This is a genomic window from Schaalia odontolytica, assembly GCF_031191545.1.
In the GTDB taxonomy this organism is placed as follows: domain Bacteria; phylum Actinomycetota; class Actinomycetes; order Actinomycetales; family Actinomycetaceae; genus Pauljensenia; species Pauljensenia odontolytica.
Genome location: NZ_CP133472.1, coordinates 1,331,709 through 1,351,512 on the forward strand (window position 1 = coordinate 1,331,709; position 19,804 = coordinate 1,351,512).

The 19,804-nt window shown below is 64.8% G+C and carries 16 protein-coding genes; 7 read left to right on the forward strand and 9 right to left on the reverse strand.

Going from position 1 to position 19,804, the window contains the following annotated elements:
• Positions 1-757 precede the first annotated feature (757 nt).
• From RDV55_RS05675 to RDV55_RS05685, 3 genes are all read left to right on the forward strand, one after another.
• Entirely contained in the window at positions 758-2,623 is a 1,866-nt protein-coding gene (locus tag RDV55_RS05675) for a ribonucleoside triphosphate reductase (RefSeq protein WP_111823396.1), read from the forward strand.
• A gap of 1 nt (position 2,624) precedes the next feature.
• Positions 2,625-3,437 carry an anaerobic ribonucleoside-triphosphate reductase activating protein gene (locus RDV55_RS05680; protein WP_174703802.1) on the forward strand — a complete coding sequence of 271 codons (813 nt, stop codon included), beginning with the start codon at positions 2,625-2,627 and terminating at the stop codon, positions 3,435-3,437.
• Positions 3,438-3,553: 116 nt separating this feature from the next.
• Entirely contained in the window at positions 3,554-4,789 is a 1,236-nt protein-coding gene (locus RDV55_RS05685) for a variant leucine-rich repeat-containing protein (RefSeq protein WP_111823397.1), read from the forward strand.
• 160 nt (positions 4,790-4,949) lie between these two features.
• Here RDV55_RS05685 and RDV55_RS05690 read toward each other — a convergent pair whose 3' ends face one another.
• Positions 4,950-6,095, reverse strand: coding sequence for an acyl-CoA dehydrogenase family protein (locus RDV55_RS05690; protein ID WP_111823398.1), 1,146 nt, complete (start codon positions 6,093-6,095; stop codon positions 4,950-4,952).
• Between the two features lie 207 nt (positions 6,096-6,302).
• Here RDV55_RS05690 and RDV55_RS05695 point away from each other — a divergent pair, with 207 nt between their 5' ends.
• Positions 6,303-6,920: a LytR C-terminal domain-containing protein gene (locus tag RDV55_RS05695; protein ID WP_174703803.1), complete on the forward strand. Its 618-nt coding sequence runs from the start codon at positions 6,303-6,305 to the stop codon at positions 6,918-6,920.
• A gap of 82 nt (positions 6,921-7,002) precedes the next feature.
• On the opposite strand, the gene RDV55_RS05700 is transcribed toward RDV55_RS05695, so the two are convergent.
• The 5 genes from RDV55_RS05700 to RDV55_RS05720 form a co-directional block, all read right to left on the reverse strand.
• Positions 7,003-8,250: an App1 family protein phosphatidate phosphatase gene (locus RDV55_RS05700; RefSeq protein WP_111823399.1), complete on the reverse strand. Its 1,248-nt coding sequence runs from the start codon at positions 8,248-8,250 to the stop codon at positions 7,003-7,005.
• Between the two features lie 113 nt (positions 8,251-8,363).
• The gene (locus RDV55_RS05705; RefSeq protein WP_111823400.1) at positions 8,364-9,581 is read right to left on the reverse strand and encodes an MFS transporter; all 1,218 of its coding nucleotides are present in this window, start codon (positions 9,579-9,581) and stop codon (positions 8,364-8,366) included.
• Between the two features lie 147 nt (positions 9,582-9,728).
• Positions 9,729-11,234: a multicopper oxidase domain-containing protein gene (locus RDV55_RS05710; RefSeq protein WP_174703804.1), complete on the reverse strand. Its 1,506-nt coding sequence runs from the start codon at positions 11,232-11,234 to the stop codon at positions 9,729-9,731.
• A complete protein-coding gene (locus RDV55_RS05715; RefSeq protein ID WP_111823401.1) occupies positions 11,227-12,525 on the reverse strand; it encodes a hypothetical protein in 1,299 nt (432 codons plus the stop codon). The genes RDV55_RS05710 and RDV55_RS05715 overlap by 8 nt, the downstream gene beginning before the upstream one ends.
• Entirely contained in the window at positions 12,522-13,856 is a 1,335-nt protein-coding gene (locus tag RDV55_RS05720) for a DUF8744 domain-containing protein (RefSeq protein ID WP_111823402.1), read from the reverse strand. Before RDV55_RS05720 ends, RDV55_RS05715 begins: the two co-directional genes overlap by 4 nt.
• 228 nt (positions 13,857-14,084) lie before the next feature.
• Here RDV55_RS05720 and RDV55_RS05725 point away from each other — a divergent pair, with 228 nt between their 5' ends.
• Together RDV55_RS05725 and RDV55_RS05730 are read left to right on the forward strand one after the other, a co-directional pair.
• Positions 14,085-14,663: an alpha/beta hydrolase family protein gene (locus tag RDV55_RS05725; RefSeq protein WP_174703805.1), complete on the forward strand. Its 579-nt coding sequence runs from the start codon at positions 14,085-14,087 to the stop codon at positions 14,661-14,663.
• A complete protein-coding gene (locus tag RDV55_RS05730; protein WP_111823403.1) occupies positions 14,660-16,246 on the forward strand; it encodes an alpha/beta hydrolase in 1,587 nt (528 codons plus the stop codon). Before RDV55_RS05725 ends, RDV55_RS05730 begins: the two co-directional genes overlap by 4 nt.
• 178 nt (positions 16,247-16,424) lie before the next feature.
• Here RDV55_RS05730 and RDV55_RS10535 read toward each other — a convergent pair whose 3' ends face one another.
• The gene (locus tag RDV55_RS10535; protein WP_373462859.1) at positions 16,425-16,559 is read right to left on the reverse strand and encodes a hypothetical protein; all 135 of its coding nucleotides are present in this window, start codon (positions 16,557-16,559) and stop codon (positions 16,425-16,427) included.
• Between the two features lie 458 nt (positions 16,560-17,017).
• On the opposite strand from RDV55_RS10535, the gene RDV55_RS05740 reads away from it, so the two are divergent.
• Entirely contained in the window at positions 17,018-17,668 is a 651-nt protein-coding gene (locus RDV55_RS05740; RefSeq protein WP_111823404.1) for a hypothetical protein, read from the forward strand.
• A 109-nt stretch (positions 17,669-17,777) separates the two neighbouring features.
• On the opposite strand, the gene RDV55_RS05745 is transcribed toward RDV55_RS05740, so the two are convergent.
• Together RDV55_RS05745 and RDV55_RS05750 are read right to left on the reverse strand one after the other, a co-directional pair.
• A complete protein-coding gene (locus RDV55_RS05745; protein ID WP_111823405.1) occupies positions 17,778-18,554 on the reverse strand; it encodes a GIY-YIG nuclease family protein in 777 nt (258 codons plus the stop codon).
• Entirely contained in the window at positions 18,547-19,704 is a 1,158-nt protein-coding gene (locus tag RDV55_RS05750; protein WP_111823537.1) for a DNA cytosine methyltransferase, read from the reverse strand. Before RDV55_RS05750 ends, RDV55_RS05745 begins: the two co-directional genes overlap by 8 nt.
• Between the last annotated feature and the right edge of the window lie 100 nt (positions 19,705-19,804).

Here is a 19,804-nt window from a genome sequence, read left to right on the forward strand (position 1 = left end):
GAGGCCGTGGCCGGTTATCCGGTCGCGGCCTCGTTCGTTGGGTGGATGTACTCACCGGGTGGTGCGTTAACCCGATAGGCCTTCACCTGCGCCCATTCACACGCACGTTAACCCGATAGGCGGCTGTGTGGACAGGGGTGCCCGCGCTCCGCTTCACGGGTTTAACTGCGCATGAGTGGGTGCGGCCCGCCAGTGATCGGGTCCGGCTGGCATGCATCGGACCCGCGCGCGTGAGTCGACGCGGGCGCGCTCAGCTACACGATGGGGAGCACGAGGAATGGATCCGCGCGCATGAGTCGACGCGAGTGACGATGCCCGGGGGTCGCAGTGTGTGCGTGCACCTATGTGACGGGACGTTGGTCCCCTGTGGATGCCAAAAATACGAGCGCGTGACGAGTAGTACTACTCGCCGTGCGCGCCGCGCTTCTGACGCACGTATGACACTAGATATTGTGGGAACAGTTCGACACGCACACTACATCTAGTGATGAGTGGTCGTGCTTCCCTAGATCTAGGGGAGCCTCACGCCGGTCGGAGGTCGCCGCCACCACCCACAGTGCCACGGCCTCACCCCGCGAGGTCGGAGCGTCCACGACGTGTCGATCACGCGTCCGAACGCAAGCAGGACACGCCCTGCCGCCCACAGGTGCGACGGAAGAGCGCCCCCGCCACAACGCCACACATATATCTCCCACAACGCAGTGCCCAGCGTCCCAGCCCGCATAGCACACAATGGAATCAAGACAGGACAAGGAACATGACAAGCTCGCCCCGCTACGACGTCGATGCCATCGCAACCGTGCAGGAGTACCTCGACCGCTCCGATTGGCGCGTGAACGCCAACGCCAACCAGGGGTACTCGCTCGGAGGCCTCGTCCTCAATTCGGCAGGAAAGATCGTTGCCAACTACTGGCTCGAGCACGTCTACACGCCGCAGATCGGGGCCCCGCACCGCGAGGGCGACTATCACATCCACGACCTCGACATGTTCGCCGGATACTGTGCTGGCTGGTCCCTCAAGCGCCTCATACAGGAGGGCTTCAACGGCGTGGGCGGCGCGATCGCCTCGGCCCCGCCTCGTCACTTCTCCTCGGCCTGCGGGCAGATCGTCAACTTCCTCGGCACCCTCCAGAACGAGTGGGCGGGTGCCCAGGCCTTCTCGTCCTTCGACACGTACATGGCCCCCTTCGTGCGCCTGGACGACATGACCTACGACCAGATCGTCCAGTGCATGCAGGAACTCATTTACAACCTGAACGTACCCTCGCGCTGGGGTAGCCAGTGCCCCTTCACGAACCTCACCTTCGACTGGACCTGCCCGGACGACCTGGCGGATGAGCATCCCCTCATCGGTGAGGAGGTCGTCGACTTCACCTACGGCGAGCTGCAGAGGGAAATGAACCTCATCAATCGCGCCTTCATCGAGGTCATGATGGGCGGTGACGCGGACGGCCGCGTCTTCACGTTCCCGATTCCGACCTACAACATCACCCCCGACTTCGACTGGGAGGGCGAGAACGTCGATGCTCTCTTCGACATGACCGCGAAGTACGGCCTGCCCTACTTCCAGAACTTCATCAACTCGGACTTGGATCCGCACATGATTCGCTCGATGTGCTGCCGCCTTCAGCTGGATCTGCGCGAGCTCCTCAAGCGCGGCAATGGCCTCTTTGGCTCGGCGGAGTTGACCGGTTCGATCGGCGTGGTGACGCTGAATATGGCGCGCCTCGGATACCTCTACAAGGGGGATGAAGCCGGCCTCGTCGCGCGCATGGATGAGCTCATCGACCTGGCCTCCCAATCCCTGGAGATCAAGCGCGAGACCATCCAGTACCACATGGATCACGGCTTGTTCCCCTACTCGCAGCGCTACCTGGGAACGCTCGACAACCACTTCTCGACGATCGGCGTCAACGGAATGAACGAGATGGTTCGCAACTTCAGCGATGACGCGTACGATCTGACGGACCCGCGGGGCTTCGACATGTGTGTGCGTGTCCTGGATCATGTCCGCGATCGCATGGTTTCGCTCCAGGAGGTCACCGGCCACATGTACAACCTGGAGGCGACACCCGCGGAGGGCACGACCTACCGCTTCGCCAAAGAGGACCGCAAGCGCTTCCCCGGCATCATTCAGGCTGGCACGCCCGACGAGCCCTACTACACGAACTCCTCGCAGCTTCCGGTGGGCTACACGGATGACCCGTTCCAGGCCCTCGAGGATCAGGAGGTCCTGCAGGGTAAGTACACGGGCGGCACGGTCCTTCACCTGTACATGGGTGAGCGCGTCTCCACGGGTGTGGCCTGCAAGGAGATGGTGCGCCGCTCGCTGACGGCCTTCAAGGTCCCCTACATCACGATCACTCCGACCTTCTCGATCTGCCCGGTCCACGGCTACCTGGCCGGTGAGCACTTCACGTGCGAGAAGTGCGCGGCCATGCACCCGAACGCGGAGCCTCAGGCTTGTGAGGTATGGACGCGCGTCATGGGTTACTTCCGCCCGGTCCAGTCCTTCAACATCGGCAAGAAGGGCGAGTACCACGAGCGCCAGATGTTCTCCGAGAGCGCTGCCGAGGCGCACGGTGAGCTCGTCAGCGCGTTCCCTCCCGTGCGTGGTCGCTGACGTGAGCGGCCGTTCCCACTGTGACGAGGCCGGGGCGTCCTGGGAGGGCACGTCGGCTCTGGGCGTCCCCGGCCTCGTCCCGGGGCGGACCGTGCGCGAGTGGACGCCGGAGGACCTGCAGATCGCGGGCCTCGTGCCGATGTCGAGCGTGGACTGGCCGGGGAAGTTCGCGGCGTCCCTGTTCCTGCAGGGCTGTCCCTGGGCGTGCCCGTATTGCCACAACAGCGCGATCATCGACCCGCGCATCCCGGGCGTGGTCGCGTGGAGCGCGCTTGAGGAGCTGCTGGCGCGCAGGTGCGGCCTCCTCGATGGTGTCGTGTTTTCCGGTGGCGAGGCTACCCGACAGGTCGCGCTCGGGGTGGCAATGGCGCGTGTACGTGAGCTTGGCTTCGGCGTCGGCCTGCACACCGCGGGCCCCTACCCGCGCCGCCTGGTGGACTTGCTCGGGCAGGGCCTCGTCGACTGGGTAGGCATCGACGTGAAGGCGACCCCCCAGAACTACGAGGCCGTGGCTGCGCGTCCGGGTGCCGGTGAGCGGGCATGGGAGTCGCTGGGCGTCGTCCTGGCGCACCCCGAGGTGGACCATGAGGTGCGCCTGACCGTCTACCCGGACGGTCCCGGCGACGGCTTTGAGGTAGCGACACGAGCGCGCGAGATGGGAGTGCGGTCTTTCGCGCTCCAGCAGGCGCGTGACCTGGGTGCGCCGGTCGGCTTCTCCGCGACCAGGCCGGGGTGGGATGATCAGGTTCGCTCCCTCGCACGCGATATCGAAACGCTGGACTTTGACAGGTTTGTCTTCCGCGGGGCCTCATGACGCTTTTGTCAAGTGACAGCGCCGCATCTTGGGAATAAATATGGTCAAGTTTTCACTTATTACCACTGATCGCGGTATCGTGTAACAACCTCATGACCGTGAAGTCTGGAGTTTCGATGGCTGAAGAGCTGCATTTCGATGATCCTTTGGCGGCCGCCCAGGACCCGTCGACTGATGCTGAAGCGCTGCGCCAACTGGCGTACCGCTACCCCGAGCTGCGCGTGGCCGTAGCTGCGCACCCGCACGCCTACCGCGGGCTGCTCGACTGGTTGCACCAGTTCAACGACCCGCAGGTCAACGCCGCCCTCGAAGCTCGAGACGACTACGACGGCTATATCGACTCCAACGGCTACCTCGTCATGCACGGAGACGTGTCCGGTGCTGTCGCCGGCTCTTCGATCCGTACGTCCGAGTCCGGCATGTACGTCCTGGGTCAGGGCGGCGTGAACTCCTACTCGCAGGTGGAGCGCACGACCCCCTACTCCGCGGTCGTGGGCTCAAACGCGCCCGTGCCGAAGGTGGGCGCGCGTGAGCAGGTCGTTGCCCAGGTGCAGCGCCAGTCAATCATGGGTTCCAAGAGCGCCCAGGATCCCGAGGCGACCGCCGTCTACCCGAGCGCATCCGCCGGCTCGTCCTACCCCAACGCGTCGGGTGCCCCCGCACGTATGCACCCGACGCCGCAGGTTTACCCGGGTGCTGGGGCCTCCTACCAGGTGCAGTCCAATGCTTCGCAGCAAGCGGTCCCTCAGGAGACAAAGGAGCGCCGCGGCTTCCCGTTTATGGCCGTCATCCTGGGTATCCTCGCGATCACAGCGGCCGTGCTCCTCGCCTTCGTCATCTACGTGTTCACGCGCGGATATGAGGGACCTGCGGCCGGATCGGCCCCGAGCGCCTCGTCGTCCTCCGCGTCGGACCCCACTCCGTCGGCAAGCGCCACGACCGAGGAACCCGTGAAGTACCCGGCACCCGCCGGATCCATCACCGTTGACTCGTTCTCGTCGCCGTCCGGCAACATCACCTGCTCGTTCACCGCTGATAGTGTCAGCTGTGGCATCGCAGAGTCCGATTGGGCGGAGGAAGGCTACGCCTCCTGCTCCGGCAGCAAGGTCGGTGTCCTGAGCACCTCGAAGGACAAGGCGGGCCAGTCCTGCGAGAGCGCCGTACCCTCGGGTGGAAATGCGCTCGCCTACGGTGCCGCCGCCACCAAGGGGGACTTCGCGTGCCACTCCACGCAGGACGGCATCAGCTGTTGGAATACGAAGACCGGCCAGTCCTTCGCGCTGGCTCGCGGCGGATGGATGACCGGTACGACCGGCGAGATCTCTCCCGAGAAGTTCAAGTGGAACGACTGAGTTCACAACGAGCATAAGGAGGCGGACCCGAGGAGATTCTCGGGTCCGCCTCCTTTGTCAACGTGTACGAAGCGGGATGAGGCCGCGCTGTCCGGCGCACGCTCCGCGAAGCGGCGGTGCGACTCGAAGCGGACGCGGCCCCTGCCTCGTCCCCGATGGCCTACTGGGCCTTCTCGATGGGGCCCAGGATCAGGTTCGCCCACGCGGCGTGCAGGGACTCCTGGTCGGAGGGCTGGAAGAGACCGGCGAGGGCGTCCCGGTACAGGCGCGAGAGTTCGTGCGTGTTGTAGTAGGCGCTGCCGCCGCACGCGCGCATAGCCTGTTCGACGGCTCGCAGTGTGGCCTCGGCGGCCGTGTTCTTCGCGGCGGACAGCTGCGGCATCCAGGCTCGACCGCGGTCCACGCCCTCGTCGATGTCTCGGGCAAGCTCGCGGATCTGCGGGCCGACAGCGTTCATGATGAGGGCCGCCTCGGCGATGCGCCAGCGGATGTCGGGGTCGTTGGAGTAGGTCGTCTGGTTCTTCACGGAGCGGCGCTTCGCCACGTGCTCGGCGGCGACCTCAACGGCGCGCTCGCCCACGCCCTGGTAGGTTGCGGCGAGCAGGATCTCGAAGTGGGAGAAGATCCCGAAGATAACGGGGTCGGCGCTGGGACCCGGATCCGTGATCGTCAGGATCCGCTCGGCGGGCACGGTGACGCCCTCGAGTAGAGTCGTCATGGACTGTGTGGCGCGCATGCCCAGCGTGTCCCAGTCGTCCTTGATCGAGTAGCCCTCATCGTCGCGGTGAACGATGCCGAACACCGACTTGGGTCCCTCTTCTGTCTCGGCGCGCCCGAAGATCAGTAGGCGCGTCCACACGGGGGACAGGGAGGTAAAGATCTTGGTGCCTTCGAAGGAGTAGCCGTCTGCGGTCGCAGTCGCGCGGGTCGTGGAGCCGAAGAGCACGAGGTCGTTGCCCGGCTCGGAGATGCCGAAGCCGAATACCTCGCCGGCGGCCGCGTCGCGCAGGATCTGTTCGCCGCGCGCGTTCCCTGCCGCAACCAGGTAGCGGCCGAGGCCAACGATGATCTGGTGCATGTTAATGCCCAGCGCGGTGCCGGGTGCTGCCGCGGCCAGAGCCGTCTGCTCGGCGCAGATCTGGGTCAGGCTCAGGCCAGCGCCCCCGTATTCGGCGGGTACAAAGGCTGAGAGATAGCCGGCCTCGCGCAGCTCCTCTAGGTCGCGCTTGGGGTAGGTGTTGTGCGCGTCGACGTCGGCGGCGCGCTCGTGGATACGGGCAAGCAGGTCGGTGTCCAGGAAACTCATCGCGGTCCTCTTTCAGCTCGGACATGGGGACGAGGCCGGGGTGCCTCGCGCGCCTCGGTGCTCCTCGTGGGTGTCGATGCGCGGAATGATCCCCGTTGTCGGGGGTGACCTCACTGTAGCGCCGAGAATGAGGAAGAGGCGAGATGTAATGTGCCTGACGGGGCGTTGTCTGGCCCCTGGCCGCTCCCATTCGATAGGCTGGACACTGTGAGTACTCCGAACGCGCCCCGCAATGCCCTCACCCCTCGCCAGCGATTCCTGCGCGAGCGTCAGCAGCGTCAAAACACGACGTTCGCTGTCATTGGTGTCGTGATGTTAGCGGCCGCGGTGTTGGCCTCCCTCGTCTTCACGGGCATCATCCCCGTTCCCTTCGGCAACGACTTTTCGGTGAAGATCAAGTACGCCGAGACCGGTGACATCCCCTGCCCGACGGCGAATGCGAAGCCCGTCGCCCCTGAACAGGTGTCCGTCACGGTCATCAATACGACGCAGCACCAGGGTCTGGCCTCCAAGGCGACGGACATGCTCAAGACCGCCGGCTTCCAGACCCAAGAGCCCGCGAGCGCAGACGTCGAATACACGGGCAAGGTGCGTATTACCGCTGGTCCGAACGCCGTGGACAATGCTTACTCGGTGGCGCGCTTCTTCCCCGGTGCTCACGTGCGTCTCACCGACGAGCAGGATGCAACCGTGACGGTCGAGCTCGGAACGTTCTACGACGACGCGATGAGCGCCGAAGACGTACAGCGAATCCTGAAGTCTATGGACCCCGTCGAACAGCCCGCGAAGTGCCGCCCCATGTCGGGAAGTGAACAAGACAAGTGAAGAAAGGCCGCCCCTCGGGGCGGCCTTTTCGTATCGGCTGCGGCGCTCCGTGAGGGGAGCTCGGGTGAGGGGGAACGTTTGCTCAGCGGCTGGAGAGCGGGCCGACGGTACCGCGGCCTCGGATGTTCTCGAGGAGCGCCTCACCATCCGAGCCGTACCAGACGGGGATGGACTCGGGGACGGTCCACAGCACGTCGGGCACCATGGCCTCGAAGCTACCGTGGGCCATAAACTGTTCGATCTCCGAGAGGGACCGGATCGCGATGCCCGCGACGCAGTGGGGGAACTCGCGGGCGAACTCCGCGTAGATTTCGGGGTCGTGCTGCCCGTCGTCGCCGACGAGGAGCCAGCGTATCTGCGGGAACATGCGCGCCAGGCGGCGCAGTTCGCGCCTCTTGTGTTCGGGACCGGAACGGAACCATCCCGTGTTTGAGGGGCCGAAGTCCGTCATGAGGAAGCCGCCCGCCGGGTAGCCGGAGCGCTCCAGGAAGGAGCGCACGGTCGGCACGACGTTCCACGCGCCGGTGGACAGGTACATGATGGGAGAGTGGGTGCCCTCGGGCACGCCCTCGGACGAGGCCGAGGATGTCGTGAGCGTCGTCAGCAGATTCGACATGCCGGGGACGGCCTCTCGCGAGGAGACGCGGTCCACGAAGGCGTGCTTCGCGGCCGTCACGAGGCGCGGCAGCATCGACACCATGACGGTGTCGTCGATGTCTGAAACGACGCCGAAATGTTCGTAGTCTGACACGATGCGCACGCGCACGCAGGCGGGGCGTCCGGCGCGGATGCGTCCCTTGCGGGGGTGTTCGTGCATCGCCGAGGCCGGGGCGGGCAGGGGCGTCGCGGTGCGCAGGGTGGCGGCGAGCTTGGCGGCCGTCTCCTCGGACATGCCGAGTGCGCGCACGTCGCCCGCGTGCAGGACCTGGATGGTTGCGTCGTGCCATCCGGGTTCGAGGCCGTGGCCCAGGACCGTCATGTCGACGAATCCGCCGCGGTCCGCGAAGGCGAGTCGGCGCGCGTTGCCGACCGTGACGAGAACGGGCTGGCGGGGGACCTGCGCGTTGAAGAACTGTCGCCACCCGCGCCGGTCTTGCAGCCAGGAGCGGCCCTCGTCGCCGCGCGCCATGAGGACGCGGCCGAGGATACGGGCACTGCGCTGGGAGCCGATGCCTCCGAAGCCGACCACGCCCGGGTAGTACCAGCCCTGCGACATGGCGGTAACCAGCAGAGATGACGCGAATTCGCCCACGCCGGCCGTGATGGCGAGCGCGAGCGAGGGAGATTCGTCGTCGATGAGAGGGGGTCGGAAACGCATTAGGGCAATCATAGGGCTTAGCGCATGCCGCGGCGCAAGAATCGAGTGACTTTTGTGCGAGTGGACCGTGATAGCTTGACCATGCTGTCAAGGCAGTGACGGTGTGTCTCCCAGGGAATGCCAGCTCAGTCGAGGGGCAGTTCGGGCGCGGGCGCGGCGTCGGTCTTGCGCAGCGTGGGCAGCCCGATCAGCATGAGGAGTACCATCGCCCACCCGGCGCCCGTCATGGTGAACAGGCCGCCGCGAGAGCCGACGGCGTCGATCGCGGGGCCCGCTACCGCCGTACCCAGTGACACGCCCAGGTTGATGGAGGTGGACATCCAGGTCAGGCCCTCCGTGAGTTTGGCCGCCGACACCGACTTTTGGACGAGGATGTTGACGTTCGTCATCGTGGGGGCGCAGGTCAGGCCGGTGATCAGGATGATCGCGGCCATGAGCCACATGTTGTCCGCCACGAGGAAGGCGCTCATGCCCGCTGCCATTGCGACCACGCCGACTGCGAATAGTTGCCACGTGGGGCGCCTCCACGTGCGCGCCCCGTAGATGAGGGCGGCGCTGAGCGACCCGATCGAGAAGATCGCCAGGAGGATACCGCCCATGGCGGGAACGCCGTGCTCCTCGGTGAAACTGACCAGCGCCACCTCCATCGCGCCGAAGGTCATGCCCATGCCGATGTAGGTCGCTGCCATGACGAGGACGACGGGATTGCGGATGACGGACTCGCGAGGAACATCGGGGTCGTGGGGAACGATCGCGGGCTCGGAGGAGCGACGCGACAGGAAGAGGGGGCCGCCGATGGCCAGGCACACGATAGAGATGGCCAGGCCGGTGGCGGGGTGAAAGGCTGTGCCCAGGACCGTGGCGAGAACGGGCCCCACGATGTAGACGAACTCGTCGACGGCGGACTCGAAGGCGTAGGCGGTCGTCAGCTGGCCCGGTTTGTTCAGGATTGTGGACCAGCGTGAACGTACGAGCGCGCCGGGAGCCCCCCACGTGGCGCCCGAGAGGGCGGCGGGGATGAAGAGCACCCACTCGGGCGCGTGAACAACGACGGCGGCCAGCAGCGCGCACATCGACAGGGTGGCGACGGTCCACGCGGGACCCATGACGCGCAGCTGTCCGTGGCGGTCGACCTTGCGCGCCAGAATAGGGGCGCAGACCGCCATGACGATGATGCCCACGGCGGAGACCGCGCCTGCGAGCGTGTAGTTGCCGTACTCGGCGCGCACCATCAGGATCGTCGAGAGGCCCACCATCGACATCGGCATACGTAAAACAAGCCCGGCCGCGGAGAATTTCCAGGACTGGCGATAGCGCAGGATATCGAGATAGGTGCCGAGCATCTATTCATTCTACCGTCGTCCGATCGTCGGCAGTGTCAAGCGAGGTGGGGCGTAGGTAACCATTGGAGTGCCCGAATCGTGCGCGTCAGCGCGAACGAACCCGGCCTCGTCGACGAGGACGAAGCCGGGCCAGCCAAGCGCAAGGGCTCAGTCGTTCACTTCAAAGACGCCGACCTGGCCCTTTTCCGCCAGGGAGAGCGCGTGATTCACGAAGGTGTAGTGCCCGGCCTCCAGGGGAGTGAACTCGACGAAGCCCCCCTCGGCGGCACCCAGGGTGAGGACCTGGCCCCAGCCGCCCCCGGATCCGCCGCCCCGGATCGTGTAGGCGCCCTCACGCCACACGGTATCGAACTGGGTGCCCACCACGTGGAAGGTGGTCGCCAGGTTGGGGCCCGCGTCCATGACCCACACGCGCACGCGCTCGTTGGTTTTGATTTGGATGGGATGCGCCTTGTACTGGAAAGGCACGCCGTTGAAGGCCATCGCATTGGGTTGCAGTGCGGACAGGAGCGAGGCGTCTGCGGGCGCGCCGTCCGCGCCCAGGTAGAGCTCGGAGGCGACCATGACGTACTCGCGGTCCACCTTGTCCAGGTCGGTGGGGTCGATGATGAGGGCACCAAACATGCCGTTCGCGATGTGCATCGACATAGGCGCGGTCGAGCAGTGGTAGAGCCAGATTCCCGCGTTCTTCGCGACGAAGGTGTAGTCGAGGGTTTCCCCGGGTTCGATCGAGCGCATGACGTTGTCGGGGGCTACCAGGCCCGCGTGGAAGTCCAGGGAGTGGCTCATCGTCCCATTGTTGACCAGGGTGATGTGGAAGGTGTCGCCGATGTGTCCGCGCAGGATCGGGCCGGGAGCGTCCCCGTTGAAGGTCCACGACTCGCGCGTGAGGGAGCTCGTGACGTTGACGGTCTGTTCGGTGACCGTGAAGGTGTAGTGACGCTCGGTCTCGTTCGTGGCCGGAGGCAACACCGGGTCGCGCGCGTCGATGGTTGCGGCGTAGTCCGTCAGGGCCGTCGGGGTGGCGGGTCCCGCGGCGGCGTCCTGGCCGTGGTCGTGGCCGTGATGCGCGTGGCCGCCCGAGGCCGAGGCTCCCGTGGAGGACGCGGAGCCCGAGGAGGTTCCCGTGGCCTGCACGTGCAGGGTCATGCCCAGCTCGCGGTGTCCGGGCAGGGAACACCAGCCCTCGACGTTCCCCGAGATGACGCCGAGATCCAGCTCCTTCGTCTCGCCCGACGCGAGCGACCCGGAGGTAACGCCCGTCTCAAAGACCAGGTCGTGGCGCTGGTCCCCCGAGTTCGTGAAGTCGATGACGAGGCGGTCACCAACCGGCACCTCGATGTGGTTGGGTGTGAAGGACATGCCCTCGACCCCCACCGACACGCGGGTCGTGTGTCCGGTCGGAGTCACGGACGAGGCGGTGGTCCCAGCTCCCGTTCCCGTGCCCTGCGTGGTGGGCGCGGAGGGGTTGGACAGGAAGATCGCCAGGGCAAGGGCCACGACCGAGACCACGCCGACGATCGCTCCGGCCGTGCGGCTCACGGGCGAGTGGTCGCCCGCCGGGCTGATGCGTAGCTTCGGCGTTTCCTTCGGTGTCGACGTCTTCGGGGCGTCGCCTCCCGACGACGATGCAGACAGGTTCAGGTCAGCCACGGTGGCCTCCTTGTGTGGTGGGGGATGAAGCGGCGGCGCGCTTGGCGCGCCCCTGGGCCACGCCGCAGCGGGCCATGATGACAATGTCGATGACGTAGGTAGATAGAAGGACCACCCACGCTGCGATGGTGAGACGCTCTGCGGAGGTCCCGCCCAGGGACGTGACGGCGAGAGCGAACACCGCGGCCACGTTGCGGGCAGCCTCCCGAATGGGGGCACCGGCCTCGAGAATGCGCACGCCGACGCGCACGGCCGACGGGCCACCGCCGATGACGACGGGCATCATGTAGGTGAGCGCCCCGACGAAGACCTGGCCCAGGCCCGCCGCCCCCAGGATCGGCATCCACGCGAGGAAGGACGAGCGCAGGCCGGTGGCGTCCACAGCCTCGAAAGCGCGCACGCAGGCCGCCGCGCCTGTGACGAGAAGCCAGGCGGTGCCCAACATGAGAGACCACGCGCCGTACTCGGCCGGGCCCTTCGTGAGGGCCGCGCGAAGCAACGGGACACCCACTCCCAGGGCGGCCGCGCCCACGACGACGAGGAGGCCCACCGAGGCCACGCGCATCGAGTCGGCCAGCGCTCCCGCACCCGCGACGAGGAGTGCGGCCACCCAGATGGGCAGCGCGCTCGTCGCGAAGACGACGGCCTTCGGATCCATGCGCGTGCGCATCGCGGTCGGCCCCAGCGTCACCAGGGTCCCGCCCATCGTCAGGCCCACCCATCCGGCGACTCCCGCGAGCGCGTGGGCGACCGTCAGGCGGTCCCGGGCCTCGGCCAGCCACGTGGGAGCGCACGCCTCGAACAGGGCGACCGTGACGAGGCCCGCTAGTGTCGCGGCCACCACCAGGAAGAAAGCGGCGGCAATGTAGTAGCGGATGATGACCGCGAAGCGGGAGGCCAGGCGCTCGCGGGAGGCGGTCAGCAGCGCCCATCCGTGCCAGGCCGCGACCGCGCCGACGATCGTCGCGCCCGTGACGGTTGCGTGCCACAGTCCCGACCACATGCCGGCGATGAGAAGCAGCAGGGAGGCGTTGAAGACCACGATGCGGATCGTGTTGTCGCGCCCGGCCCGCCGGTCGGCAGGAGCGAGGTGGGCGAGGGCCCGCGTGAAGTACCAGGACCACTGGAAGATACCGTTGGACAGCACGCCCAGGGTCACCAGGTGAATCATGGTCCACAGGTTCTGTGGGATGAAGCCGCGCGCCAGAATCGTGATCGCTGCGGCCAAGGCCGCGGCGCACATCCAGACTGTGGTGGCCCGGTCGCTGCGGGGAACGCGAGGCGTACTCATCGGCCCTCCGTTTCACTCGAGGATACGCCAGCCGCAGACGATGCCCCTGCCTCGTCGATGAGTCGGCGTTCGCGTGAGGCCTCGCGCGCCCGTCGGACCGTCACCGTCAGCGTCGTGGCAACGAACAAGAGCACGCCCACGACCCCGAGTGTGCCGCCCAGACGCCACGGGTAGGCGGCCTCGCGCGCGCCGGCGAGAAGGCGCAGGGCGAGGGAGATCTGAAGGAATGCGAAGGGGATCCACATCGTAGGGTGGTAGGGGACCTCGCGCCGGGCGACCGCCGGGATGATGACGGGTGCGTGGGCCAGCAACATTGAGACGACGAACCCGATCGTGATCGCGTGGATGCCGGCGTCGTAGCCGTATCCGTCGAAGGCGGGCGGTGCGATGATCCACATGAGCGAGGGCACGAGCCCCCACCCGTAGCCGCTCAGCATGCACACGGCGGCCAGGCGCGGTAGGCCCCTCATGCGCACGGTGCCGCGCGCGACATCGTGCCACGCGGTGTCAGCCATCAGAGCGCCGAGCGAGAGGCCGATCATCGGGTATCCGATTGTCGGCGAGTAGAGCGCGACGGTCAGGCCCACCATGAGGGCGGCGCACTCGGCGGTGATGCGTCGCTCGGTCGACCCGGACGCGAAGGCGAGGCGCGCGAGCTCGACGCGCTCGCCGATGATCGTCACGATGAGGAACGCCAACCACCAGGGGACCGCGCGTGCCGTCTCGAGGCCACGCCACCACAGGAGGATTCCGCCCAGTCCAATGATCGCTCCCATCAGCTGGATGAGGACGGCGTGGGTGGCCTGCCTGCGCGACCACACGTAGCAGTAGATGGCGGTCAGCAGCGCCATGCCGAGGGTGATGAGAAAGCCGGGCATCATCCGCTCGGGCGTGAATCCGGTCAGGTGTGCGGCGAGGTAGCGGGGGATCGGAAGGTTCACGAGCGCCGTGCGTGCGCCCTCGTTCAGGGAGATGATGACCGTGCTGATTCCCCCGGCTCCGGTGAGCAGGGGGGCGGCGTATGCCCACGGGCGTCGGCCGTCGGATTGCAGGGCGACCGCGCGCTCGAGGCAGATCGCGGTGCCCAGGAAGCCGTAGATCATGAGGAGCCCGTGCACTGTCCCCAGGCTCGTCGAGGTGACGGGTGCGATGGCGCCGAGACGCACGAGGGACGCGTCCAAGCCCGCGAGGAGCGCGACGCCCGCGAGAAGTAAGAATGACAGGCGCGAAACGGGTAGACGGGGGGTGGGAGTCCTCGTCGTTATCGACGAGGCCCGGTCTGGCGCATCCGGTCCCGCGGGCTGCGCGGGTGGGCGGGATGCCTCGCTCATGTGGGCTCCTGGAGGTGGCGGACGAGAGGTGGTGACCCCGGTGGGGGCGACAGTGCCAAGGTAGCCGCCCTGTCAGCAGTTTTCTAGGGATGGGGTCAGTGAAATTGTGCTGCAGCGCGAGTTGTCAAGGGGGATACCATCGCCTGGACGACTGTATGCTTGGAAGGTTTCCATGCGGTAACATTACGTGAGTTGTCAGTCGACTATCCTGAACTACTGGAGTGGATCATGAGTGACCTGTCATTCGTTGCGGGCGAGTTTACTGGCCTTGCCGCGACTTCCCGAGAAGCTGCTGAAGCTGTTCGCTCGGCGCGTCCAGAGGGGGGAGGTAGTGCGTTCGCCTCCGCGATGCCCGGAACGTCGCTGTCGTCGCAGATGCAGGGGGCGGAGGAGAAGATTGCCGACCGCGGTATGGACAACGCGAAGGGTCTTGACGAGGCCGCCGACTCTCTGGAACTCTCCGAGCGTGATTTCATTGCGGCCGAGGAAGAGAACGGGCAGCTCGTCGGATCCATCATGTCCGAGCAGGGCGATGTCAGCAATGCCTTGGGGCACAGCTACGGCAGCGTGAGGTCGGGTTCGAGCCCGGCAGATGACGGACGACTCTATGACTCTCCCGGGACAGGTGGTAGCCGGGTCCTACGACCGGGGGTGCCCGATGGCCGCGAGACCCTGGAGGATCCCAACGACTTCTGGGTGGGCCCCTACAGCGGAGGTGGCGGTGTTCAAGCACAACCGTATACCGGGGGTGCCAAGGTTGAGGCAAATCCCTTTCATGAAGAACTTGGTGGGACGGTGAACCTATGAACTGGTCAGATCTTCTTCAGTGGGAGGGCTCTCCACTCAGTCAGAAGGCCCAGGAATACGAGCAGCAGGCACAGGCTGTGACGAATGCGAGCGAGGACCTGTCAAGCCGCGCGAGTGCCCTGTCGGGTTCCGGACAGACGGTGACTGCTGTTCAGCAGTCACTGCGCAAGAGCGTCGAGGACATGAGGAAGCAGGCAGAGGGCTTGCACTCCCTGGCCGCCCTTTCCGAGAGCGCTGCCGCGGGAGCCCACGACGTTGGCGCGGCAGCCAGGGCGCTCGACCGCGAAGCGGCCGACAAGTCGATCAAAATCCGAGCGAATGGTTCCCTCGACTACGTGGGAACCAAGGGAAAATCGGTTACCGATGCTATCAAGATCGCATCGGACATGGGGTCTGTGAGCGACCGAGTCTCCGCGATCAAGGTCGCGGCTGACGAGCTTGTCGAGGACACGCAGAAGAACATCGCCGCAGTGGAAGCGGGCGGGCAACCCCAGAGCACTGAGAGGGCTGGCTCTCGGATTGATCGCATGAAGCTGCCCCCCAAGGGAGCGAGCCCGGACGAGGTCGCCAAGTGGTGGTCCTCGCTCACCGACGCCGAGAAGGCGGAGATGGTCAAACGCCACCCGAAAGAAATTGGGAACATGAACGGCGTGGAGGCAACCTGGCGGGATAAGGCAAACCGCGTGAACCTTAGCAGCGATCTTGCTGCTGAACGGCAGAAACTCAAAGATCAGGAAGAGAAGGCTGGACGTTTTCCAACTTACGAGGAGTACAAGGAGATACGACAGACGAAGAAGCGCATTACCCAGATGGAGAACGTCGAAAAGGTTCTTGATAAGTCAAGTAAAGACGGCGTCCAGCGGCAACTCGTTTGCTTTGATTCCTCCGATCGAGATGTTCTTGCAGCCGTTACGCAGGGTAACATTGACACGGCCGACCATGTCGCGGTAAATGTCCCGGGCATGCGTTCGAACCTCGCCAATAACCTGGACTACTACGACTCGGTGTCGGGACTCATGCGTGAGAACGCCGAGAAGCACTCCAATGGGCAAAGTGTTGCTGTGGTCACGTACATGGACTACCGAGCCCCTCAGGGGCTCGACGAAGTTAAGGATATCAGCTACGCGAAGAACGGGTCGGACCGGCTGGCCGGGTTCCTCACTGGCCTGGACGCCTCCCGAGAGCACGGTGCAGGCGACGCGCATATCACCACTGTCGGACACTCCTTCGGGTCGACGACGGTGGGTATGGCGTTGACGAAGATCCCGCCGGGCGTCGTCGACGACAGCGCTCAAGTTGGTTCTCCCGGATCGGGTGTCCAGAGTGTCTCGGAGTTTAACATTCCGGAGGGACACGCATACGTCGGTGCAGCCCCGTACCAGGGTGACATAGTCCAGGGGATTGGTGACGACGCTAGGTTCGGACAGGACCCCAAAAATATGCCGGGCTACAAGCATCTCTCCGGAGATACGGGTCAGTATGTCCCTTGGAACCCTATCGCTATGCATTCTGGGTACTTCAACGAGGGCAGCCCGGCCCTTGATGACATCTCGCGAGTCATCGCGGGAAAGGAACCGAAGTAGACCTCCTGCCGGGCCGCGTGCCCGCCCGTCCCGCCGCGGCGTACTCAAGTAGTCAGAAGTAACTGACTGGAGGCTCGCAGGTGCCCGCGACAGGTGGAGCTCACACGCATAGGGGGGCGGCGCTCGACTGAGCGCCGCCCCCCTATGCGCGACCCGCGTCAGCGGGCAGCGCCGAGCGTCAGCCGTTCAGGGTGTCGGACGCGACCTGATTGGCGGCCTCCTGAACCTGTGCCCGGTGCTCGGTACCCTTGATGAAGGATTCGCCGTAAAGCTTGTCGCGTCCTCGGTGCCCGCTGGGCGCACGGCGAACCACGCGGACTCGGTCGTGACCATGAGGGCGCCGATGGGCGCGTCGTTACGACCCAGGAAGCGACCGCCCGTCAGCCCGAGGCTGCCGTCGTGACCATCAGGGCACCTATCGCGGCGTTGTTACCGGGGGTGCGCGCCAGCTTCGCGACGATTGGGTCGCAGACCAGCTCGGTCGCGGCCACAACTCAGTCAATGAGGACCGGTCGGGGCGTCTTTCCCGACCCTGTGTCGATGTTTGGGAGGCCTCGTTCATGTGGGCACCTGGAGACGCGGCCGGTGCCCCGTGCTGGGACTGCTCAGCGGTGGCTGTGGTAACGACAATGAACGAGGGATACTAACAGAGTTAGTGCGAGGGCCATCAGGTGAATTATGTGGCGCTCAAACGTGGATAACGTGGTGCGCGGAAGTATGCCTTCCGATAACATTGTGCAAGTTGTTGGTCAGTATTCAATGGAGTGAATAATGGGCGATCTTACATTTGTTGCGGGCGAGTTCCCTCGCCTCGCTTCGGTGGCGCGCGAAGCCGCGGAGGCTGTCCGTTCAGCCCGCCCCGAGGGTGGGGCCGGTGCTTTTGCCTCGGCGATGCCCGGCACGAGCCTGTCGTCGAAGATGCAGGGTGTCGAGGACAAGTTCGCGGATAAGGCAACCAAGACGGGCACGAGCCTGGACGAGCACGCAGACTCGCTCGAAGCCGCCGAGCGTGATTTCATCGCGGCTGAAGAGGAGAACGGTCAGCTCATCGGTTCCATCATTGAAGGCAACAGCTACGGACCGGGAGCCGGATCGGGTTCCCCGAGTGGCGGCGTGTTGACCGGCCACAGCTACGGCTCGACGTCGGATGATGGTGGTTGGCGCAACGTCAAACCTATAATGGGCGGCCCCATGCTTCCGCCCGATTTCAACGATCCTGTGTATGATCCTGTCAAGAAGGCCGCCGACGGTATCGTCAGGGGCGCCAAGGAAGTCGTCGAAGGTGCTGCCAGGGGAGCGCAGCAGGTCGCCGAGGGGCTGCGCGAGGCCGCCGAGAATCTCGACCCGAGGGTTGCTGGCGGCCCGATGGTGAAAGACCCAGCGCCGTGGCTGCACGGCATGTCCGGATCGGGCGACAAGTGACGCGCGGCTGCATCCGCGGCCGCTCGTAGAATCAAACATAGAAGGGGGGCGGCGCTCATACGAGCGCCGCCCCCCTATGCGCAACCCGCGTGAGCGGGCGTTATGGAGGTTAGGGAACCTGCTCCTCGAAGATGTTCCCGACAAGTGCATGAACGTCGATGCACTCGGGGGCAGGGCGGCGTCTACCTTCCGCATAAGCGAGCCGAGCTGCGGCTAGATCCGCAAGACGGATGGCTTGAATGACGATGACGCGTCGTAGGCCAGCGGAGACTTCTCCGCGTTCGTGAGCGACGGCAGCAACGCGAGCAAGTGTCTGAGCGCGTCGAGCGATTCGAACGTCAGGGTGCTCGCGGTCTTCACGGTACTGCGCGGGAATCAAGTTGAAGCGATGCGACTGTGGCAGATCAACACGAGGAGAAATGGGCGGAATTTTCTCATTGAGGATTGCATGATAGCTCGACTTCTCGATGGCATGCACGTACACGGAGTACTCCAGTGAATCGAAAGCCGAGCTTCTCTCTTTCCTGTCCGAGTAGATGTCAAACAGGAAATCCGCTGGATAGAACTCGACTTCCGCGACCTCAAACGGATCCAATATTCTGTAGGCAAGAGTGTCGCTGCGCTGCCCACGGAGATGCCGACCGATTCGAGTCGCGAAGTCCTCCGTCGTTTGGCCAACGTAGATTGGCTCCCCGTCGAAGTCGTAAAAGGCGTACACTCCGACGCACTTGCCGAGTCGCTTATTTGTCAGCGGCTCAACGAAGCTGAGGGCTGAGGACAGGTGTTCACGAAAGCGCCGCACGAAACGCGTAGGCATCGTGCGCTTAAGCGGTGGGGTGATATCCGAATCTGACGAACCGTACGAAGCGATTCCTGAACTAGCCATGAGCCACCACCCTCAGTGATGGGGAATCCTGGTTGAATTCGTGTCGAACCAAGGGCATGAGGTAGTTCTTCCCCAGCCAGGCGACAACTGGGACAGCAACTGCGTCACCGAAACCAAAACGAATCTGGTTATCCGTGGCAGCACCGAATCTGTAGTCGGGGATACCCATGAGAGAAGCGTATTCATGAGGAGTCATCCACCGCACAGCAACCTTGTCTTCGCCGGCTTTGACAACAGCCTGCCGTGAGGAACCGCCGCGCGCTGTCCTCAAACAGCCGGCGATATCGTCGGGCCGAATTTCCCAGACGGGTTTTCCCTGACGTGTACGCCGGTACGCGGTACGGTATGAGACCTGATTCGATGCGCGTAGTGACTCGAGCCGTGCTGCCTGAACGGGGGATAGTGATCTAAGGAAATCAGCAGTGCGACTAGGGTTCCACCAATGGGGATCGTCATCGGGTAGCTGATCTGCAAGTGCCGTAAAGCCCTGGGTGAGCAGTGGAGGAACGATGGGGAGGGGAGCCCGGTGAGTGGTAAGGGTAGGGTCGGAATGTATCCACTCGAGCCATTCGGGCCGCAGCTCGGAAGGGCTATTATCGGAGTTGGGTGGAGTGAGGGCCCCTACAAGGAACATGCGCGGCCGCGACTGCGGAATGAAATGCCTGGCATCAATTGCGAGAGCGTCGACGGAATAACCCAGCGAATTAAAGGCACGGACTGCTGCTGTGAGATCGTCCCCCGAATGCGAGGAGGCGAGTCCTGTGACATTCTCGAGGACCGCAACCGGAGGACGATCATCACCCAACTCGTCGAGGATCCGCACGAAGTGCCAAAAAGTTCCCGACTGTCTACCGGCAAGTCCATCCCGATTGCCAGCCAGAGAAAGGTCAGTGCAGGGCGAGGAAGCCCAGGCGATCGCGCTGCCCGTCGGTAAATCGATGCCTGTGACGTCGGCGATATCACCAACGTGATACTCGGTGTCTGAGCCGTACTGGGAACGGTACAGCTGATGTTTCTTGGTTTCGTAGTCATTTGCCCAGGCGATGGAGAATCCCGCCTGCTCGAGTCCTGCTCGGGCGAGGCCGATACCCGCAAAAAACTCCAGTGCGGTTGGACTTTTGCCCGCAATTAAGCGAAAAGATGCTGTCATGGTGTCCTTCCTGATCTGGGTGTTCCAAGGGTACATCGGCCCGCATGCATCTGCGGCATAGGGGGGGGCGGCGCTCATACGAGCGCCGCCCCCCCTATGC